Origin of the sequence: Proteus sp. HMSC14B05 (assembly GCF_001808035.1) — a bacterium.
Classification (GTDB): Bacteria; Pseudomonadota; Gammaproteobacteria; order Enterobacterales; family Enterobacteriaceae; genus Proteus; species Proteus mirabilis.
This window is the reverse complement of the sequence record NZ_KV792002.1, coordinates 188,775-205,550: the sequence shown is the minus strand read 5'-3', so window position 1 is coordinate 205,550 and position 16,776 is coordinate 188,775. Positions and strand designations below refer to the sequence as shown.

Below are 16,776 nucleotides of genomic sequence, written 5' to 3'. Positions count from 1 at the left end.
ATTCCTATTCTAGTCAAATTCTAATTCCACCTGCTCATTACCCAGCAGAGTTCGCAGATCGGTCAAAAGCATATCAGTCGGCGTTACTCGCCATGTTGCACCAAAACGCAAACGTGCACAGGCATCATGCTTTTGAAAATAAAGATGAACCGGGATCGTGCCTGAACGATGAGGTTCTAAAACGCCGCGAAGACGATTTAATAATTGCTCATTAATTTGCCTGTCTGATAACGAGATAGCAAGCCCTCGAGCATATTTTTCACGCGCTTCGTTAATATCCATTAATTCGCGGACTGTCATTTTAAGCCCACCGTTGAAATCATCAAAGCTGACCTGCCCGGTAGCAATTAAAATCCGATCTTGTTCCAATAGATGTTGGTATTTATCTAATGCATCGGAAAATAACATAATTTCCAAACGACCAGAACGATCATCTAACGTACATATACCAATTCTATTCCCTCGTTTAGTGGTAAAGACTTTCGAAGCAAGGACTAATCCTGCCACTTTTACCATCTGACCTCGGGGGGTAGGTACTAAATCTTTTAGACGGGTTCCTGCCGCATATCGTTCAATTTCTTTTAGATAACGGGTGATGGGATGTCCCGTTAAATATAAACCGAGGGTTTCTCGCTCACCTTCTAAAACAACTTGATCTGGCCATTTAGGTACATTGGCATAAGAACGTTCCACTTGCTCTGGGGCTTCTGCCAATACACCAAACATATCGGATTGCCCAATGGCTTCCGCTTTTGCGTGTTGATCTGCCGCCTTTAAGGCATCTTCCAGCGAAGACATTAATGCTGCACGGTGAGGCCCTAATTTATCAAATGCGCCTGACATTATCAGTTTTTCCATCACTCGGCGATTCAATTTTTTGGTTTCTGTTCTCGCACAGAGATCAAAAATATCTTTAAAATGACCACCTTGTTGACGCGCTTCGACAATTGCCTCAATAGGGCCTTCTCCAACCCCTTTGATGGCCCCTATGCCATACACTATTTCGCCTTCATCATTAACATGGAAATGATAAAGCCCACTATTAATATCTGGAGGAAGGACTTTTAAACCCATTCGCCAACATTCATCCACCAGACCGACCACTTTTTCGGTATTATCCATATCGGCAGTCATGACTGCCGCCATAAACTCCGCAGGATAGTGAGCTTTTAACCAGAGCGTTTGATAAGAAACTAAGGCATAAGCCGCTGAGTGCGATTTGTTAAATCCATAACCGGCAAATTTCTCTACCAAGTCAAAGATTTTCATGGCTAATTCGCCATCAACACCATTTTTAATCGCCCCCGCTTCAAACACAGAGCGCTGTTTTGCCATCTCCTCAGGTTTTTTCTTACCCATCGCGCGTCGTAACATATCCGCGCCCCCCAAGGTATAACCGGCAAGTACCTGTGCTATCTGCATCACTTGCTCTTGATACAAGATAACACCATAAGTTGGCTCTAATACAGGCTGTAAGCTCTCATGTTGCCATTTAACATCAGGGTAAGAAATCTCTTCAACACCGTGTTTTCGGTCGATAAAGTTATCCACCATCCCCGACTGTAAAGGCCCTGGGCGAAACAGTGCAACTAACGCAATCATATCTTCGAAGCAGTCTGGTCGCAGACGCTTTATCAGATCTTTCATACCACGGGATTCCAATTGGAATACCGCGGTGGTTTCAGAGCGTTGCAACATATCGAAGCTACGCTGATCGGTTAATGAAATGGCTGATATATCAACAGGCTCAAGTGATTTTTTAGCCCGCCGAGCATTAATCATTTCTAATGCCCAGTTGATTATCGTCAGCGTTCTTAACCCTAAGAAGTCAAATTTAACAAGACCGGCATATTCAACATCATTCTTATCAAATTGTGTAACCGGGTTATTCCCTTCCGGATCGCAATAAAGTGGCGCAAAGTCGGTAATTTTGGTTGGAGAAATAACGACACCACCGGCATGCTTACCCGCATTACGGGTTACCCCTTCTAATTTACGCGCCATATCAATAAGCGATTTCACTTCTTCATCAGCTTCGTAAATTTCAGGTAACTGAGGCTCTGCGGCAAAAGCTTTTTCTAACGTCATTCCCGGATCAGGGGGAACAAGCTTGGAAATTCTATCAACGAAGCCATAAGGGTGTCCTAAAACACGCCCAACATCTCGAATAACAGCTTTGGCCGCCATAGTACCAAAGGTAATGATTTGCGATACGGCATCACGACCATACATATCCGCAACGTGATCGATAACTCTATCGCGCTTCTCCATACAGAAGTCAACGTCAAAGTCAGGCATTGATACACGTTCTGGATTAAGAAAACGTTCAAACAGTAGATCAAACTCAAGAGGATCGAGATCTGTTATCTTAAGCGAATAAGCCACCAGTGAGCCAGCACCTGAACCACGTCCTGGCCCTACAGGAACACCGTTATCTTTAGACCACTGGATAAATTCCATCACTATCAAAAAGTAACCGGGAAATCCCATCTGGTTAATAACTTTAAGTTCAATCTCAAGACGCTCATCGTATTCAGGACGTCGCTTTTCTCTCTCTTGCGGATCAGGAAATAAAAAGGCAAGGCGCTCTTCTAAGCCCTCTTTGGACTTTTTAATTAAGAAATCTTCTGTACTCATATCCCCGGTCGGGAATTGAGGAAGAAAGTATTCACCTAAACGAATGGTCACATTACAGCGTTTGGCTATTTCAACACTGTTTTCTAATGCTTCAGGAATATCAGCAAAAAGCTCACACATCTCTTCTTCTGTGCGCATATATTGCTGAGGACTGTAGTGTTTAGGACGTTTAGGATCGGATAATGTGAAACCATCATGAATAGCCACGCGAATTTCATGAGCATCAAAATCATCACTATCCAGAAAACGGACATCATTTGTCGCAACAACAGGAAGCCCTTTTTCTGATGCTAAGGCTACAGCTTCGTGTAAGTAGCTCTCTTCATCCGGACGCCCAGTACGAATAAGCTCTAAATAATAGCTATCAGGAAAGTGCGTTTGATAATATTCAAGACATTGCTCAACTAAAGCTCGATTACCGCGTAGTAGGAATTTACCAACATCTCCCATTCTACCGCCAGAAAGCAACAAGAGACCTTCTCTATATGTTGTTAACCACTCTTGTTTGATAACCGGTCCGGCAGCACCATAACCATGTTTATAAGCTTCAGAAATCAATAGTGTTAGGTTTTGATATCCCACATTATCACGGGCGAGAATGGTTAAATGCGCGTATTCATCACCTAATAGTTCCGTTTCCAGATAGACATCTGCACCAACAATAGGTTTGATACCGGCACCATGAGCCGCACCATAAAATTTCACTAACCCACATAAGTTAGTGAAATCTGTAATTGCAAAAGCAGGCATCCCCAGCGAAGCCACTTTCTTCACAAGAGGCCCTGTTTTTGCCAATCCATCGATCATTGAATAATCGCTGTGTACCCTTAGATGGATAAAACGAGGATCTGCCATATCTTATTAATTACTCTGTGGATTAGACTAAATTTAAAGCACGTTTTACAGGCGCAAAACTTTTACGATGATAAGGCGTTGCCCCTAATGAAGCCAGTTTTTCCATATGGAAGGCTGTTGGATAGCCTTTATGTTTGGCAAAGCCGTAATCAGGATAAAGTTTATCTAGCTGTTCCATTTCCCTATCACGGGTAACTTTAGCCAGTATTGACGCTGCGCTAATTTCTTGAACTAAACTATCACCTTTAATCACTGCTTGAGATGCCATTGGCAAGTTAGGACAACGGTTTCCGTCGACTAAGACCATATCAGGCGTTATGGATAATCCCGCGACAGCACGCTCCATGGCTTTCATTGTTGCCCAAAGAATATTCAGTTTATCTATCTCTTCAGGCTCAGCACGTCCAATAGCCCAACATAATGCTTTTTCTTTTATTTCATCATAAAGCGCATTGCGTTTTTTCTCGGTCAATTTTTTCGAGTCCATTAATCCTTGAATAGGATTAGCTGGATCGAGGATCACCGCAGCAGTAACTACCGCCCCCACCAATGGTCCGCGACCGACTTCATCGACGCCAGCAATTAGGTTTGCTTTAGGATAGACAAATTCCATTATTGACCTGCTAATTCTAAAACTGCATTCGCTGCTTGCTCATCAGCACGACAACGGATAGCTGAGTGTAATTGTAAAAATATCTCTTTTAAGTGTTGTGCTTTTTCCGCATCCGTTAATAGGGGGAGTAATTGTTCTGCTAGTGCTTCTGGTGTGCACTCTTCTTGCAGCAACTCTTTAATTATTTCCCGTCCCGCTAATAAATTGGGTAAAGAGACATAGGGCGTTTTAACTAATTTTTTTGCTAACCAAAAGGTAAATGGTTTCATACGATAACCCACTACCATCGGGCATTTCGTTAACATGCATTCTAAGGCGGCTGTACCAGATGCTAATAAAGTCGCATCACTGGCGGTCATCGCCTCTCTTGCTTGTCCATCTAAGAGTTGGATTTCAAGTTTTGGGGCAACACTTTGATGTATTTGTTCAAATTGTGCCCGTCGCTTCGCATTTACCAAAGGGACAACAATATGTAATGCGGGGATCTGTTGCTTTAATCGCTGCGCTGTTTTTATAAAGTCCGCACTGAGCATTTCCACTTCAGAATGCCGACTTCCTGGTAGCAGAGCTAAACAGATTGCCTCTTGATCAATACCTAGGTGTTCACGAGCCGCTTTTTTATCAGGGTGTAACGCAATTGCATCAGCCATTGTATGACCGATAAAGCGACAAGGAACCTGATATTTATCGTAAAACGCTTTTTCAAAAGGAAGGAAAGCTAAAACCAAATCCGTTGCTTTACCAATTTTAAAAACCCGTTTTTGACGCCAAGCCCATACTGATGGACTGACATAATGGATAGTTTTCAACCCTTTTTGTTTTAAGCGACCTTCAAGGGTGATATTAAAATCAGGAGCATCAATACCAACAAAAACATCTGGCTTAAGTTGTGTAAAGCGTTGAGTGAGATCTTTTCTGATCTTCAATAATCGTGGCAAACGTTCAAGTACTTCCACGATCCCCATAACCGCAAGCTCTTCCATTTCATACCAAGCTTCACAACCTTCTGCTTGCATCAAAGGACCTGCGACACCAACAAAACGAATATTGGGATGCATTTGTTTAAGAGCGCGGATTAATCCCGCGCCCAAGATATCACCGGACGTTTCACCAGCCACAAGGCCGATAACTAACGGACGCTGTTTTATAGATGATTGGCCTGACAAGGTCATATCCTAATTAGCGAATAATACCGCGGTTTGATTTTGCTGAATTTTCCAGAAAATCACTGAATATTTTTACATACTGATTATTATTGTCTGCGGCTAATTGAGCAATCTCTTCCCGCGCTTCTTCAAGCGTTTTACCATTACGATAAAGTATCTTGTAAGCGTTACGAATGGCATGCAGATCTTCTTTTGCAAAACCGCGACGTTTTAATCCTTCAATATTCAAACCATAAGGGGTGGCATGGTTTCCTTGTGCAATCACAAAAGGAGGAACATCTTGTGCTACACCGGAACAGCCGCCCACCATGACATGTGAACCAATCTGACAAAATTGGTGAACCGCACTCATACCACCGATTATCACATAATCACCTAAAGTGACATGTCCACCTAAAGTACCGTTATTTGCAATAATACAGCGATCGCCAATGATACAATCATGAGCAACATGGGTGTTGATCATCAATAAGTTATCATTGCCAATTTTAGTAATATTACCGCCTTGTGTCGTACCACGATGAATAGTGACACTTTCGCGGATAAGATTGCGATCACCAATAATGACTTGGGTCGGCTCACCACGATATTTCAGATCTTGGTTTACTTCACCGATAGAGGCAAATTGGTAAATCTGATTATCACGGCCAATGCGTGTATGGCCATTAATAACCACATGAGATTTGATATCTGTACCTTCATCAATCTCAACATGGCTACCAATAACGCAAAAAGGGCCAATGCGAACATTAGCACCAATTACCGCACCCTCTTCAATAATTGAAGAAGGGTGAATTACTGCGGATTTATCAATCATAAGCTAGACCTCACGGCGGCGAGCACACATCATCTCAGCTTCGCAGGCAATTTCTCCATCAACTTTAGCGACGCCTTTAAAGCGTGCAACGCCACGGCGTTCTTTAATGAATTCAACCTCAAGAACCATTTGGTCTCCAGGTAAGACAGGACGTTTAAAGCGAGCACCGTCAATAGCAGCAAAATAGTAAAGTTCACCGGGTTCCAGTTTTCCTACGCTTTTGAATGCTAAAATACCTGTTGCCTGCGCCATTGCTTCGAGGATCAGTACACCAGGGAAAATAGGTTTGCCCGGGAAGTGACCTTGAAAGAAAGGCTCATTAAAAGATACATTTTTTACTGCTCTTAGAAATTTCCCTTCTTCAAAATCAAGGACACGGTCAACCAATAAAAATGGGTAACGGTGTGGAAGTAAATCTAAAATTTCTTCGATTTGCAGAGTATGATTATCACTCATTGCAATACTCTTCCTGTCTAATAAAACTGAATCTAATTAAGAATGACACGACCTGCTGTGACTCAAAAAGGGAGTTAACGCGCAGGTCGCAAAATAGGTAACAACAACCGTCAAAGATGCTACTTGTTACTTGTCGCTATTTTCTACTTGACGTTCTAGCGACTTTAGCCTTTTTTGCATTTCATCAATTCGCAGCACCAGGGCTGCGGTTTTACGCCATGCTTTATTCGGTTGTAACGGAATGCCAGAAGAATAAACCCCAGGTTCAGTGATAGGACGCATAACCATCCCCATTCCTGTTACCGTAACTTTATCACAAATTTCCATGTGACCATTGATAACACTTGCTCCACCAATCATACAGTAACGCCCAATTTTCAGGCTCCCCGCCATGATGACACCACCTGCCACAGCAGTATTGTCACCAATAATGACGTTATGTGCGATTTGGCACTGGTTATCAATGATAACACCATTACCGATAACTGTGTTATCTAATGCGCCTCTATCGATGGTAGTACATGCACCAATTTCGACACGGTCACCAATGATCACTGAGCCTAACTGAGGAATTTTAATCCAATTGCCACGCTCATTGGCATAACCAAAACCATCAGAACCAATGACAGTACCAGATTGTACTAAACAATCTTTACCAATGATAACTTCATGATAAACAGAGACATTTGCCCACAAACGGCTATTATCGCCGATATGTGCTTTTTTACCAATAAAACATCCTGCACCAATAACTACGTTATTACCTAACTCAACACCTGACTCAATGACCGCATTGGCACCAATTGAGACGTTATTCCCTAATTTAGCATCAGCGGCAATAACAGCAGAAGGATGTATATCTTGTGCTGGCGCGGGCGTAGTATCCATAATCTGAGCCATTTGAGCATAAGCCAGATAAGGATTTTTCACCACCAGTGCAGCAACAGGACAAAAAGGAAGATCAGCCTCTGTTAATACCACCGCAGCGGCCTGACATTCACTTAATTTTTCACGATAGCGACTATCGGAAAGAAAGGTAATTTGTTCACCATTTGCTAAGCCCATTGAAGCAAGACCGGCGATAGTGATATCACCATCGCCGTGTAACTGTGCATTCAATTGCTGAGCAAGATCAGCTAATCGAATTGAAAACATCTATTATTTAACCTGTTTTTGAACCTGAGCAGTAATATCTTTACCGTCTGCGAAATAAGGAACAGTGTTTGCATCTAAAATCACATCATAACCTTCTTTTTTCGCTACAGCATCAACAGCGTCTAATACACGTTTCATGATTTTATTACGCTCTTCTGCTTGACGACGGCTAAAATCTTGCTCAAAAGCTTGTGCTTTTTGTGCATAAGCTTCACGTTTAGCAACCAGATCTTTTTCTGTATTAGCACGTTGTGTCGCATTCATGGTTGGTGCATCTTTTTGGTATTTCTCAACCGCAGTTTGTAATGCTTTACCTAAATTTTGCAATTCGGTATCACGTGATTTAAATTCATTTTCCAATTGTTTCTCTACCGCATCACGGTTAGGCACTTTTTGGAGAACTTGACCGATGTTCACAACACCTACTTTATCTGCAGCTTGAGCGCCTGCTGACATCGTCAATGCCATTCCTAGGGCAGCGGCACATAACAATTTTTTCACGATAGACTCCTTAAAACCCAAAATAAATTTTTTGTCAGATATGAGATGTCTTTTCTCAATATATAGAAAAGACATCAACTTTACTTACATCGCTACCACGTTCTACCAATATTAAACTGGAATTGCTCAGATTTATCGCCTTCGTAATCTTTAATTGGCTTCGCATAAGAGAAGACTAACGGACCTAAAGGTGATAACCACTGTAAAGCCACACCGGTTGAAACACGCACATCGCCAGCACGACTATAATCTGGCATACCAGCAGTCCAATTAGAGTTAGTGCTACTCCATTTAGTATCCCATACCGTACCCGCATCAACGAATACAGAGGTTCTGACTGATGAAGAGTATTTATCATCAATAAATGGCGTTGGAGTGATCAGTTCAAAGCTGGCGACTGCCATAGCATTACCACCGATAGCATCGCTAGATGGTTCACCTGGTTTTGGCTTACCATCTTTATCTAAATAAATTGCTTTAGGACCGATATTATTGGAACGGAAACCACGCACTGTACCAGAACCACCGGCATAGAAGTTTTCATAGAAGGGTAATTCTTTACCCCCTAAACCGTCACCATAACCTAAACGACCTTTGAACAAGGTGACCCAAGACTCTTTTTCATTTAGAGGGTAATAAGCCATACCGTCCCAAGTTACTTTATAGTACTTGTTATCAGAGCCCGGTATAGTAATACGCCCACTTAAATTACTTCTTGCCCCAGAGGTTGGGAAGAAACCACGGTTTAAGTTATTAAATGTCCATCCCATGCTGACAGTATAGTCATCCGCATTAAAGGATTCGCGTTTATCAAAGCCTGGGTTTTCCCCCATACTTTCAAGATAACGCCACATCGCCACTTGAGGTTCCATCCGTGACAGGCCGTTATGCGTATAGCCTAAGCCAAGACGAGCCGAGTTATATTCATTGATAGGGAAACCTAAGGTGCCGTCTAACCCATAAGATTTATTGGTATAGCCGGATAAATCTGCATCATTAGCTCGGAAATCGTTATAGAAAATACGACCCCCTAAGCTGACACCATTTACAGTAAAGTAAGGATCAGTGACTGACAATTCAGCATACGTTGAGTAATCATTTTTACTGGCATTAATCGCAACGGCATTCCCCGTTCCTAACCAGTTATCCTGTGTTACCCCAACTTGGAAGCTGACACCACTTTCTGTACCGAAACCGACACCAAAGTTAAGTGAACCCGTATTACGCTCTTTGACACGATAAACGATATCAACTTGATCAGGTGATCCCGGAATACGCTGTGTTTCCGTTTCGACTGTTTCAAAATAACCTAAACGGTTTAAACGCTCTTTACCTTGTTCAACTAAATCGCTACCTAACCAAGCCCCTTCCATTTGACGCATTTCACGACGTAAAACAGAGTCCTTGGTTATATCATTACCCGCAAAACGGATTTGACGCACATAGAAACGATTTCCTGCATCAACGTTAACATGCAGTTTTACCGTTTTATTTTCATCATTGATTTCAGGATTTGTCATCACCCGTGGATAGGCGTATCCATAGCGACCTAATAGATTTTTAATTTCATTTTCTGTTTTGGTCACTTGAGCACCGTTATACAGTGAGCCTGGTGCGATTTGGATCAGATCTTCAATCTCTTTGGTATAGCCTGCGGTATTACCATTGATTTCGGTACTTTCAACCGTGTATTTATCACCTTCTTTCAGGTTAATAGTAATATAAATACCTTTTTTATCAGGCGTTAAGCTAACGTTTGTGGATTCAATATCAAAACGTGCATAACCACGATCTAGATAAAAACTTCTTAATGTCTCTAAGTCACCAGCGAGTTTTTGTTTCTGATATTTTTCATCAGCCGCTAAGTTCCACCAAGGCACATCATCACGTAGTTGGAAGCGGTTAACTAATTCAGCAGTACTAAATGCTTTATTACCAACAATATTGATTTGTTGAATAGTAGCTGAAACACCTTCGGCAAATACCAGTTTTAAATCAACACGGTTACGAGGAAGAGGAGTCACAACAACTTTTACTGTGGCGTTATATTTACCAACACTATAGTAGAAATCTTCAAGACCTTTCTCAATATTAGCCAACATTGTTCGGTCAAGTGTTTCACCAATACGGATATTGGAAGCATCAAGATTTTGCTTAAGCATATCTTCTTTAATTGCTTTGTTACCTGAGAAAGTAATACTCGCAATTGTTGGACGCTCTTTAACTTGAACAATAAGTACATTTCCGTCACGCAGAACCCGAACATCATCGAAGTTTCCTGTCGCAAATAATGAACGGATAGTTCGACTAATATCATCATCGCTGACCGAATCTCCAACTCGGACAGGCATGTTCAGTAATGCTGCACCAACGGCGACGCGTTGAAGACCTTCAAATTGAATGTCCTGAACTACGAATCCGTCTGAACCGTATGCAGTGGCGCTGCCCAGCAGCAGCGACGCTATAAGCAACTTTTTCATCGCCATCGTTGTTTTGTGTTTTCCTAACCGGTCCCTGCTTATTTTATTATAAGCGAGAGAAATCATTGAAAAGTGCAAGTCCCATTAACAGCATCAGTGCCATAACACCGAAACGATAACAGACATCTTGTACACGCTCAGATACCGGCCCTCCCTTTATCTTCTCGATAACCAGGAAAAGCAGGTGCCCACCATCTAAGACAGGCAGGGGAAACAAATTAATGATCCCCAGATTGACACTGATAAGTGCGATAAACATCAAATAGTAAACAAAACCTGAATCTGCAGACATTCCAGCGCCTTTAGCGATAGAAACCGGTCCACTAAGGTTTGTTAACTTGACATCACCAACCACTAACTTGCCAATCATTTTGACAGTCAAACCCATTAACTGCCATGTTTTATCAGATGCTTCATATAACGCTGAAAATGGGTTGTATTGTTGCATTATCAAGTATTGCTCATCTGGCGGTAATACTTGTAGCTTCGCACCCACTTGTCCAACTTCGCTACCATCTTTCAGCGCTATTGCTGTAGGAGTAATATTTAACACCAAAGAAGCACCGTTACGTTCAACTAACAGTTCCAACGTTTTGTTGGGGCTTTGTCGAACAAAATAAGTAAATGGGTGCCAAGTATCAATTGGCTGACCATCGACTTTAACGATCCGATCCCCTGCTTGTAAACCTGCTTTTTCAGCCGCAGAGTCTGGTGTTACTTCTACAACTTTAGAGTCCAACCGTGCGCCAACAGGCATGATGCCTAGGGATACGATAGGATCTTGTCTTTCAGGATCAAAATTCCACTGTTGCAAATTCAGTATATTCTCACTCTCAGAAAGAGAGTTAGGCTGAGTTACAACGAAAGTCACCTCTTTTGCACCAATCTTACTCACTAATGCTAAACGAACAGCATTCTGATCAGGCGTTTCGATACCTGCAACGGATTTTAGTTCCATTCCTGGCGTTAATTTTGCTTGTTCTGCGATAGAATCAGGGCGAATATCTGCAATTATTGGCTTTAATGCCGGCACCCCTATCATAAAAACAAGCCAATAAGCCACAATGGCTAATAAGAAATTTGCAATAGGTCCGGCGGCAACAATAGCGGCTCTTTGCCCGACGGTTTTATTGTTAAAAGCGAGATGACGACGCTCTGGTGCAACTTCGGCGACACGCTCATCCAACATTTTTACATAGCCACCTAAAGGTATCCATGCAACGACAAATTCGGTGCCATGTTTATCTGTTTTACGCAAAATCGCTTTACCAAAACCAATAGAAAAACGCTCAACATAAACGCCACAGCGTCTTGCTACCCAAAAATGTCCAAATTCATGTACCGTAATAAGAATACCTAAAACGATAATAAACGCGGCTAGATTCCACAGGATACCCATTGCTTACCTTTACATTTGAAAGCCAGAAGAAACTAAAAACACCAATCCAGCGAAAACAGGGATCGCCGCGGTCAAACTATCAATACGATCTAGCACACCACCATGCCCAGGGATAAGCTGACTACTGTCTTTGATGCCGGAAACACGTTTAAACATACTCTCAGCCAGATCGCCGAATACGGAAACAATCACCACGATGCCCGAAATCAGTAATAGATGGTTAGGCACTTCAGTAATTGGTGCGAAACGCGTAAATAGCCATGAAACAACACCTGCAGTGATTAACCCGCCCACCAGACCTTCCAAGGTTTTACCCGGTGATACTTTCGGTGCCATTTTATGTTTACCCATTAAACGGCCAAATGCATAAGCCCCTGAGTCCGCAGCCCAAACCAATAACATGACATACAGTAACCACCAGGCCCCTGTATATGAGTTTGTACTATATCCCAACATACGTAGCGCCATCATGCCACAATAAAAAGGAACAATCGTCAATATACCGAACAATAACTTAAGAAGAACAGAATTTTTCCACATATTGGCTGAATTCGGATAACTGACAACTAATAAAATCGCCGCTACCCACCAAAAGAGCCCAGCCCATAAGCTATTCTTAATCATTGCTGTATCAAGCAGGTGATCAAAATCCGGTAACGAGGCTTGCATAAGAACTAAGAGTGCAGCAAATCCAACACCAGTAGCAATACGTTTACCTTGAGAATGCCAGCCGATAAATTGAGCCCATTCCCAACCCGCTAAGCCTGAAATGGCAATAATAACTAATCCAAATCCTGCGGGAGGAAGAAGAAATAAAGCAGCAATAACAATAGGGATTAGTATTAATGCAGTAATGACACGATACTTAAGCAAATTATCCTCCCAGATTTACAGTATCTGTTTCCGATGTAGTACCACCGAAACGTCTTTCCCGTTTAGCAAAAGCATCAAGTGCATTCTGAAAAACTTGTTCATCAAAATCAGGCCATAAAACCTGTGTAAAATATAACTCAGCATAAGCAATTTGCCAGATAAGGAAATTACTTATACGATGTTCTCCACCTGTGCGGATCACAAGATCTACAGGTGATTGATCGTGTAAACACAAGTGTGAGGATATCGCATTTTCATTAATATCTTCGACAGCTAACTCCCCTTTTGCGAGGGAACTCGCTAATTGTTGTACACTTTGTGTAATATCCCATCGTCCACCGTAATTGGCAGCAATATTTAAATTGAGTCCGGTATTATTTGCAGTCAGTGCAACAGAGTTTTTTATTCTATCTTGTAAACGACGACTAAAGCGGCTGATATCACCGATAATTGTTAATCTGACATTGTGTTTGTGTAGGCTTTTCACTTCATTATCTAATGCAAAAACAAACAACTCCATCAAAGAACTCACCTCTTGTTCAGGGCGATTCCAGTTTTCGCTGCTAAATGCATATAACGTTAGTGATTCAATTTTATGTTTGACGGAAAAGCTAACCGCATCTCGAACTGCTTTAATTCCCGCGCGATGGCCCGTAACTCGGAGTTTCCCTTGTTTTTTTGCCCAACGTCCGTTGCCATCCATAATGATGGCAACATGCTTTGGTTTTGATGCGGATGAATCGTCACTGGATAAGTTCACTCAATTTAACCCTTTGCTAATCTGATACTGATACAGACAGTCCTCTTCGGATAACCTACGCACAAAAAAACCGTGTGACTCCACGGCCTTTGGCAAAGCCTCAAAGTTGCTAAAGCGGTTGCTTTAGTAATGAACTGTTAATTTTCATTATTGTCTTTAGTGATTTGGCAACTATACCATTAGCCAGAAAGACGAACAAACACACTCTGGTAAATATCATCATCATTATACAATTTGTGCGATAATCTGCTGTGTTTGTAACCTTGCTAATTTATCAATTTCTAAAACATCGTCGATACTTTGAGGCTCAGAGAGGTCAAAATGTTCAACCACTTTGCGATTAATTTTAGCAATATCAGTGAATTTTACTTTTTCGTTTAAAAAAGCATCAACAACAACCTCATTAGCGGCATTTAATACCGTTGTTGAAGCTTGTCCCCGTTGCGAGGCTTCGATGGCAAGTGCTAAACAAGGATAGCGCTGATAGTCTGGACGGATAAATTCTAGGGCTTGTATCTCAAAAAAATCTAATGCTTTCGCACCCGATTGGGTGCGATGAGGGTATGCCATGGAATAAGCGATAGGCGTTCTCATATCTGGCTCACCAATTTGTGCGATAATGCTACCATCACGATAGCGAACCATTGAATGGATCACCGATTGGGGATGAATAATGACTTCCATCTCTGCTTCCGAGGCATTAAAGAAATAACGAGCTTCGATATATTCCAAGCCTTTATTCATCATAGTGGCTGAATCAACCGAAATTTTACGCCCCATTGACCAGTTTGGATGTGCGCAAGCTTGGTCTGGAGTCATTGCATCTAGCTCATCTAAAGGCGTATAGCGAAACGGCCCACCGGAGCCTGTGAGTAAAATACTGGTGATGCCATGGGCTTCTAAAGATGCATGACCTAAATTGTCTTGAATACCTGTAGGTAAACTTTGGTAGATAGCATTATGTTCACTATCAATAGGTAAAACCTTCGCACCATATTTAGCCACCGCATCAAAGAATAAACGACCACTCGTGATCAGGGATTCTTTATTGGCTAATAAAATTCTTTTCCCTTTTTCTATCGCAGCCAGTGTAGGCTTAAGCCCCGCCACCCCTGTAATAGCAGACATCACTTGATCGGCTTCATCCAATGCAGCAATTTCATTAACAGCATTAGAGCCTGATAATATTTCCGTTTTACACGATGTATTGGCTAATAATTGTTTCAGCTCACCGGCACTTTTTTCATCTGACATCACCGCATATTTAGGCTGAAAAGCGCGACATTGCTGCGCCATTTTAGTTGCATTTTTTCCAGCCACTAAAGCAAGCACCTGAAACTCATCAGGGTTATTTTCAATGACGGATAACGTACTTGTTCCGATAGACCCTGTTGAGCCTAATATAGTTATTTGTTTCATTATTAATCAATCAGTATATCAATAACATTTTCATTAAAAGGAATTATATCAGCATGACGAGATAAATGAGGGGAAAGATGATAACTTTAATAAATAATGTGATAAAAAGAAGATATTAGGCATTTATTTTCCAGTAAATGCTCAAAAATAATGCCACATTTCAGTGGCATTATCATAAAAAGAATAAAAATTAGAATTCCATTAACTCAGCTTCTTTCAGCGTTAATGCTTCATCAATTTTTTTAATGAACATATCAGTTAATTTCTGAATTTCATCTTGTGAACGGCGTTCATCATCTTCACTAATTTCTTTATCCTTCAGTAATGCTTTGATTTTATCATTAGCATCACGACGGATATTACGAATAGAGACACGACCTTGTTCTGCATCTCCACGCACAACTTTGATTAAGTCTTTACGACGTTCTTCAGTTAACGGAGGCAGTGGAACACGGATGATCGCGCCTGCAGATGAAGGATTTAAGCCTAAATCTGATGCCATAATCGCTTTTTCAACAGCAGGTGCTAAAGTACGATCGAACACCGTAATTGCCAATGTGCGACCATCTTCTGCCACAACGTTAGCAACTTGATTTAATGGAGTTGGTGCGCCGTAGTATTCTACAACAATACCATCTAATAGGTTTGGAGACGCACGGCCAGTACGAACTTTATTAATTTGGCTTTTTAGTGCTTCAACGCTTTTGTCCATGCGTTCTTGAGCATCTTTTTTGATTTCATTAATCACGTTATAAACCCTTGGGAACTGGTTATCTTCCAGACGATATCAAATTATGATATCGACATAAATGAATTGGCGTACTTTAAGATGTTAACGCCAAATTATACCATTGTCTCTGTGTATTAAGCGTGAGAAATCAAAGTTCCTTCACTTTCACCCATTACAACCCGACGTAATGCACCCGGTTTATTCATATTGAATACGCGGATAGGTAAATTATGATCTCGGGCTAATGTGAATGCAGCAAGATCCATGACTTTCAATTCACGTTCTAATACATCCTGATAAGTCAGCTTTTCATATAATACCGCATCAGGATCTTTGGTTGGATCGGCTGAAAATACACCGTCAACTTTTGTCGCTTTCAATACAACGTCAGCTTCAATTTCAATACCACGTAAACACGCAGCTGAGTCAGTCGTAAAGAATGGGTTGCCTGTACCTGCCGAGAAGATAACAACTCGGCCATGGCGTAATAAGCTAATAGCCTCAGCCCAACTGTAGTTATCACAAACACCATTAAGTGGAAATGCTGACATTAATCGTGCATTGACATAAGCACGATGCAATGCATCACGCATTGCTAAGCCATTCATTACTGTGGCGAGCATTCCCATGTGGTCACCCACAACACGGTTCATACCTGCAGCTGCTAGACCAGCGCCACGGAACAAGTTACCACCGCCAATTACGACACCGACTTGTATGCCCAATTCAACGAGTTCTTTAATTTCCTGAGCCATGCGATCAAGTACGCTCGCATCGATACCAAAACCTTCTGCGCCTTGCAGGGCTTCGCCACTCAGCTTTAATAAAATTCGCTGATATACGGGTTTTGCATTGGTTGCCATGGTGTTCTGTCCTAAGCAGATTAGTTAATTGGAGGTTTTAGATAGCCTTACT

Annotated in this window: 14 protein-coding genes; all 14 read right to left on the bottom strand. The window is 41.7% G+C overall.

The features are described from left to right. Positions 1-9: 9 nt before the first annotated feature. The 14 genes from dnaE to pyrH all read right to left on the bottom strand — a co-directional run bounded on the left by dnaE (position 10) and on the right by pyrH (position 16,724). Entirely contained in the window at positions 10-3,492 is a 3,483-nt protein-coding gene (gene dnaE / locus HMPREF3129_RS16965; protein WP_036918949.1) for a DNA polymerase III subunit alpha, read from the bottom strand. 22 nt (positions 3,493-3,514) lie between these two features. After that, entirely contained in the window at positions 3,515-4,105 is a 591-nt protein-coding gene (gene rnhB / locus HMPREF3129_RS16960) for a ribonuclease HII (RefSeq protein WP_004245458.1), read from the bottom strand. Next, positions 4,105-5,277 (bottom strand): lipid-A-disaccharide synthase, encoded by a 1,173-nt coding sequence (gene lpxB, locus HMPREF3129_RS16955; protein WP_017628592.1) that lies wholly within the window; start codon positions 5,275-5,277, stop codon positions 4,105-4,107. Before lpxB ends, rnhB begins: the two co-directional genes overlap by 1 nt. A 7-nt stretch (positions 5,278-5,284) precedes the next feature. Beyond that, a complete protein-coding gene (gene lpxA / locus HMPREF3129_RS16950) occupies positions 5,285-6,088 on the bottom strand; it encodes an acyl-ACP--UDP-N-acetylglucosamine O-acyltransferase (RefSeq protein WP_017628591.1) in 804 nt (267 codons plus the stop codon). 3 nt (positions 6,089-6,091) lie between these two features. Further along, the gene (gene fabZ, locus HMPREF3129_RS16945; protein ID WP_004245462.1) at positions 6,092-6,544 is read right to left on the bottom strand and encodes a 3-hydroxyacyl-ACP dehydratase FabZ; all 453 of its coding nucleotides are present in this window, start codon (positions 6,542-6,544) and stop codon (positions 6,092-6,094) included. A 126-nt stretch (positions 6,545-6,670) separates the two neighbouring features. Further along, on the bottom strand, positions 6,671-7,699 hold the full coding sequence (lpxD, locus tag HMPREF3129_RS16940; RefSeq protein ID WP_004245463.1) for a UDP-3-O-(3-hydroxymyristoyl)glucosamine N-acyltransferase: 1,029 nt from the start codon (positions 7,697-7,699) through the stop codon (positions 6,671-6,673). A 3-nt stretch (positions 7,700-7,702) separates the two neighbouring features. After that, positions 7,703-8,200, bottom strand: coding sequence for an OmpH family outer membrane protein (locus HMPREF3129_RS16935; protein ID WP_004248713.1), 498 nt, complete (start codon positions 8,198-8,200; stop codon positions 7,703-7,705). A gap of 92 nt (positions 8,201-8,292) precedes the next feature. Then, positions 8,293-10,686 (bottom strand): outer membrane protein assembly factor BamA, encoded by a 2,394-nt coding sequence (bamA, locus tag HMPREF3129_RS16930; RefSeq protein ID WP_004248714.1) that lies wholly within the window; start codon positions 10,684-10,686, stop codon positions 8,293-8,295. A 40-nt stretch (positions 10,687-10,726) separates the two neighbouring features. Continuing rightward, positions 10,727-12,079 (bottom strand): sigma E protease regulator RseP, encoded by a 1,353-nt coding sequence (gene rseP / locus HMPREF3129_RS16925; RefSeq protein ID WP_036918952.1) that lies wholly within the window; start codon positions 12,077-12,079, stop codon positions 10,727-10,729. A 9-nt stretch (positions 12,080-12,088) separates the two neighbouring features. Further along, positions 12,089-12,952 (bottom strand): phosphatidate cytidylyltransferase, encoded by an 864-nt coding sequence (gene cdsA / locus HMPREF3129_RS16920; RefSeq protein ID WP_004245467.1) that lies wholly within the window; start codon positions 12,950-12,952, stop codon positions 12,089-12,091. A gap of 1 nt (position 12,953) precedes the next feature. Further along, positions 12,954-13,655 carry a (2E,6E)-farnesyl-diphosphate-specific ditrans,polycis-undecaprenyl-diphosphate synthase gene (gene ispU / locus HMPREF3129_RS16915; protein WP_155195897.1) on the bottom strand — a complete coding sequence of 234 codons (702 nt, stop codon included), beginning with the start codon at positions 13,653-13,655 and terminating at the stop codon, positions 12,954-12,956. 282 nt (positions 13,656-13,937) lie between these two features. Then, a complete protein-coding gene (ispC, locus tag HMPREF3129_RS16910) occupies positions 13,938-15,131 on the bottom strand; it encodes a 1-deoxy-D-xylulose-5-phosphate reductoisomerase (RefSeq protein ID WP_036918958.1) in 1,194 nt (397 codons plus the stop codon). A 190-nt stretch (positions 15,132-15,321) separates the two neighbouring features. After that, the gene (gene frr, locus HMPREF3129_RS16905; RefSeq protein WP_004245470.1) at positions 15,322-15,879 is read right to left on the bottom strand and encodes a ribosome recycling factor; all 558 of its coding nucleotides are present in this window, start codon (positions 15,877-15,879) and stop codon (positions 15,322-15,324) included. A gap of 116 nt (positions 15,880-15,995) precedes the next feature. Then, positions 15,996-16,724 carry a UMP kinase gene (gene pyrH, locus HMPREF3129_RS16900; protein WP_004245471.1) on the bottom strand — a complete coding sequence of 243 codons (729 nt, stop codon included), beginning with the start codon at positions 16,722-16,724 and terminating at the stop codon, positions 15,996-15,998. Positions 16,725-16,776 lie beyond the last annotated feature (52 nt).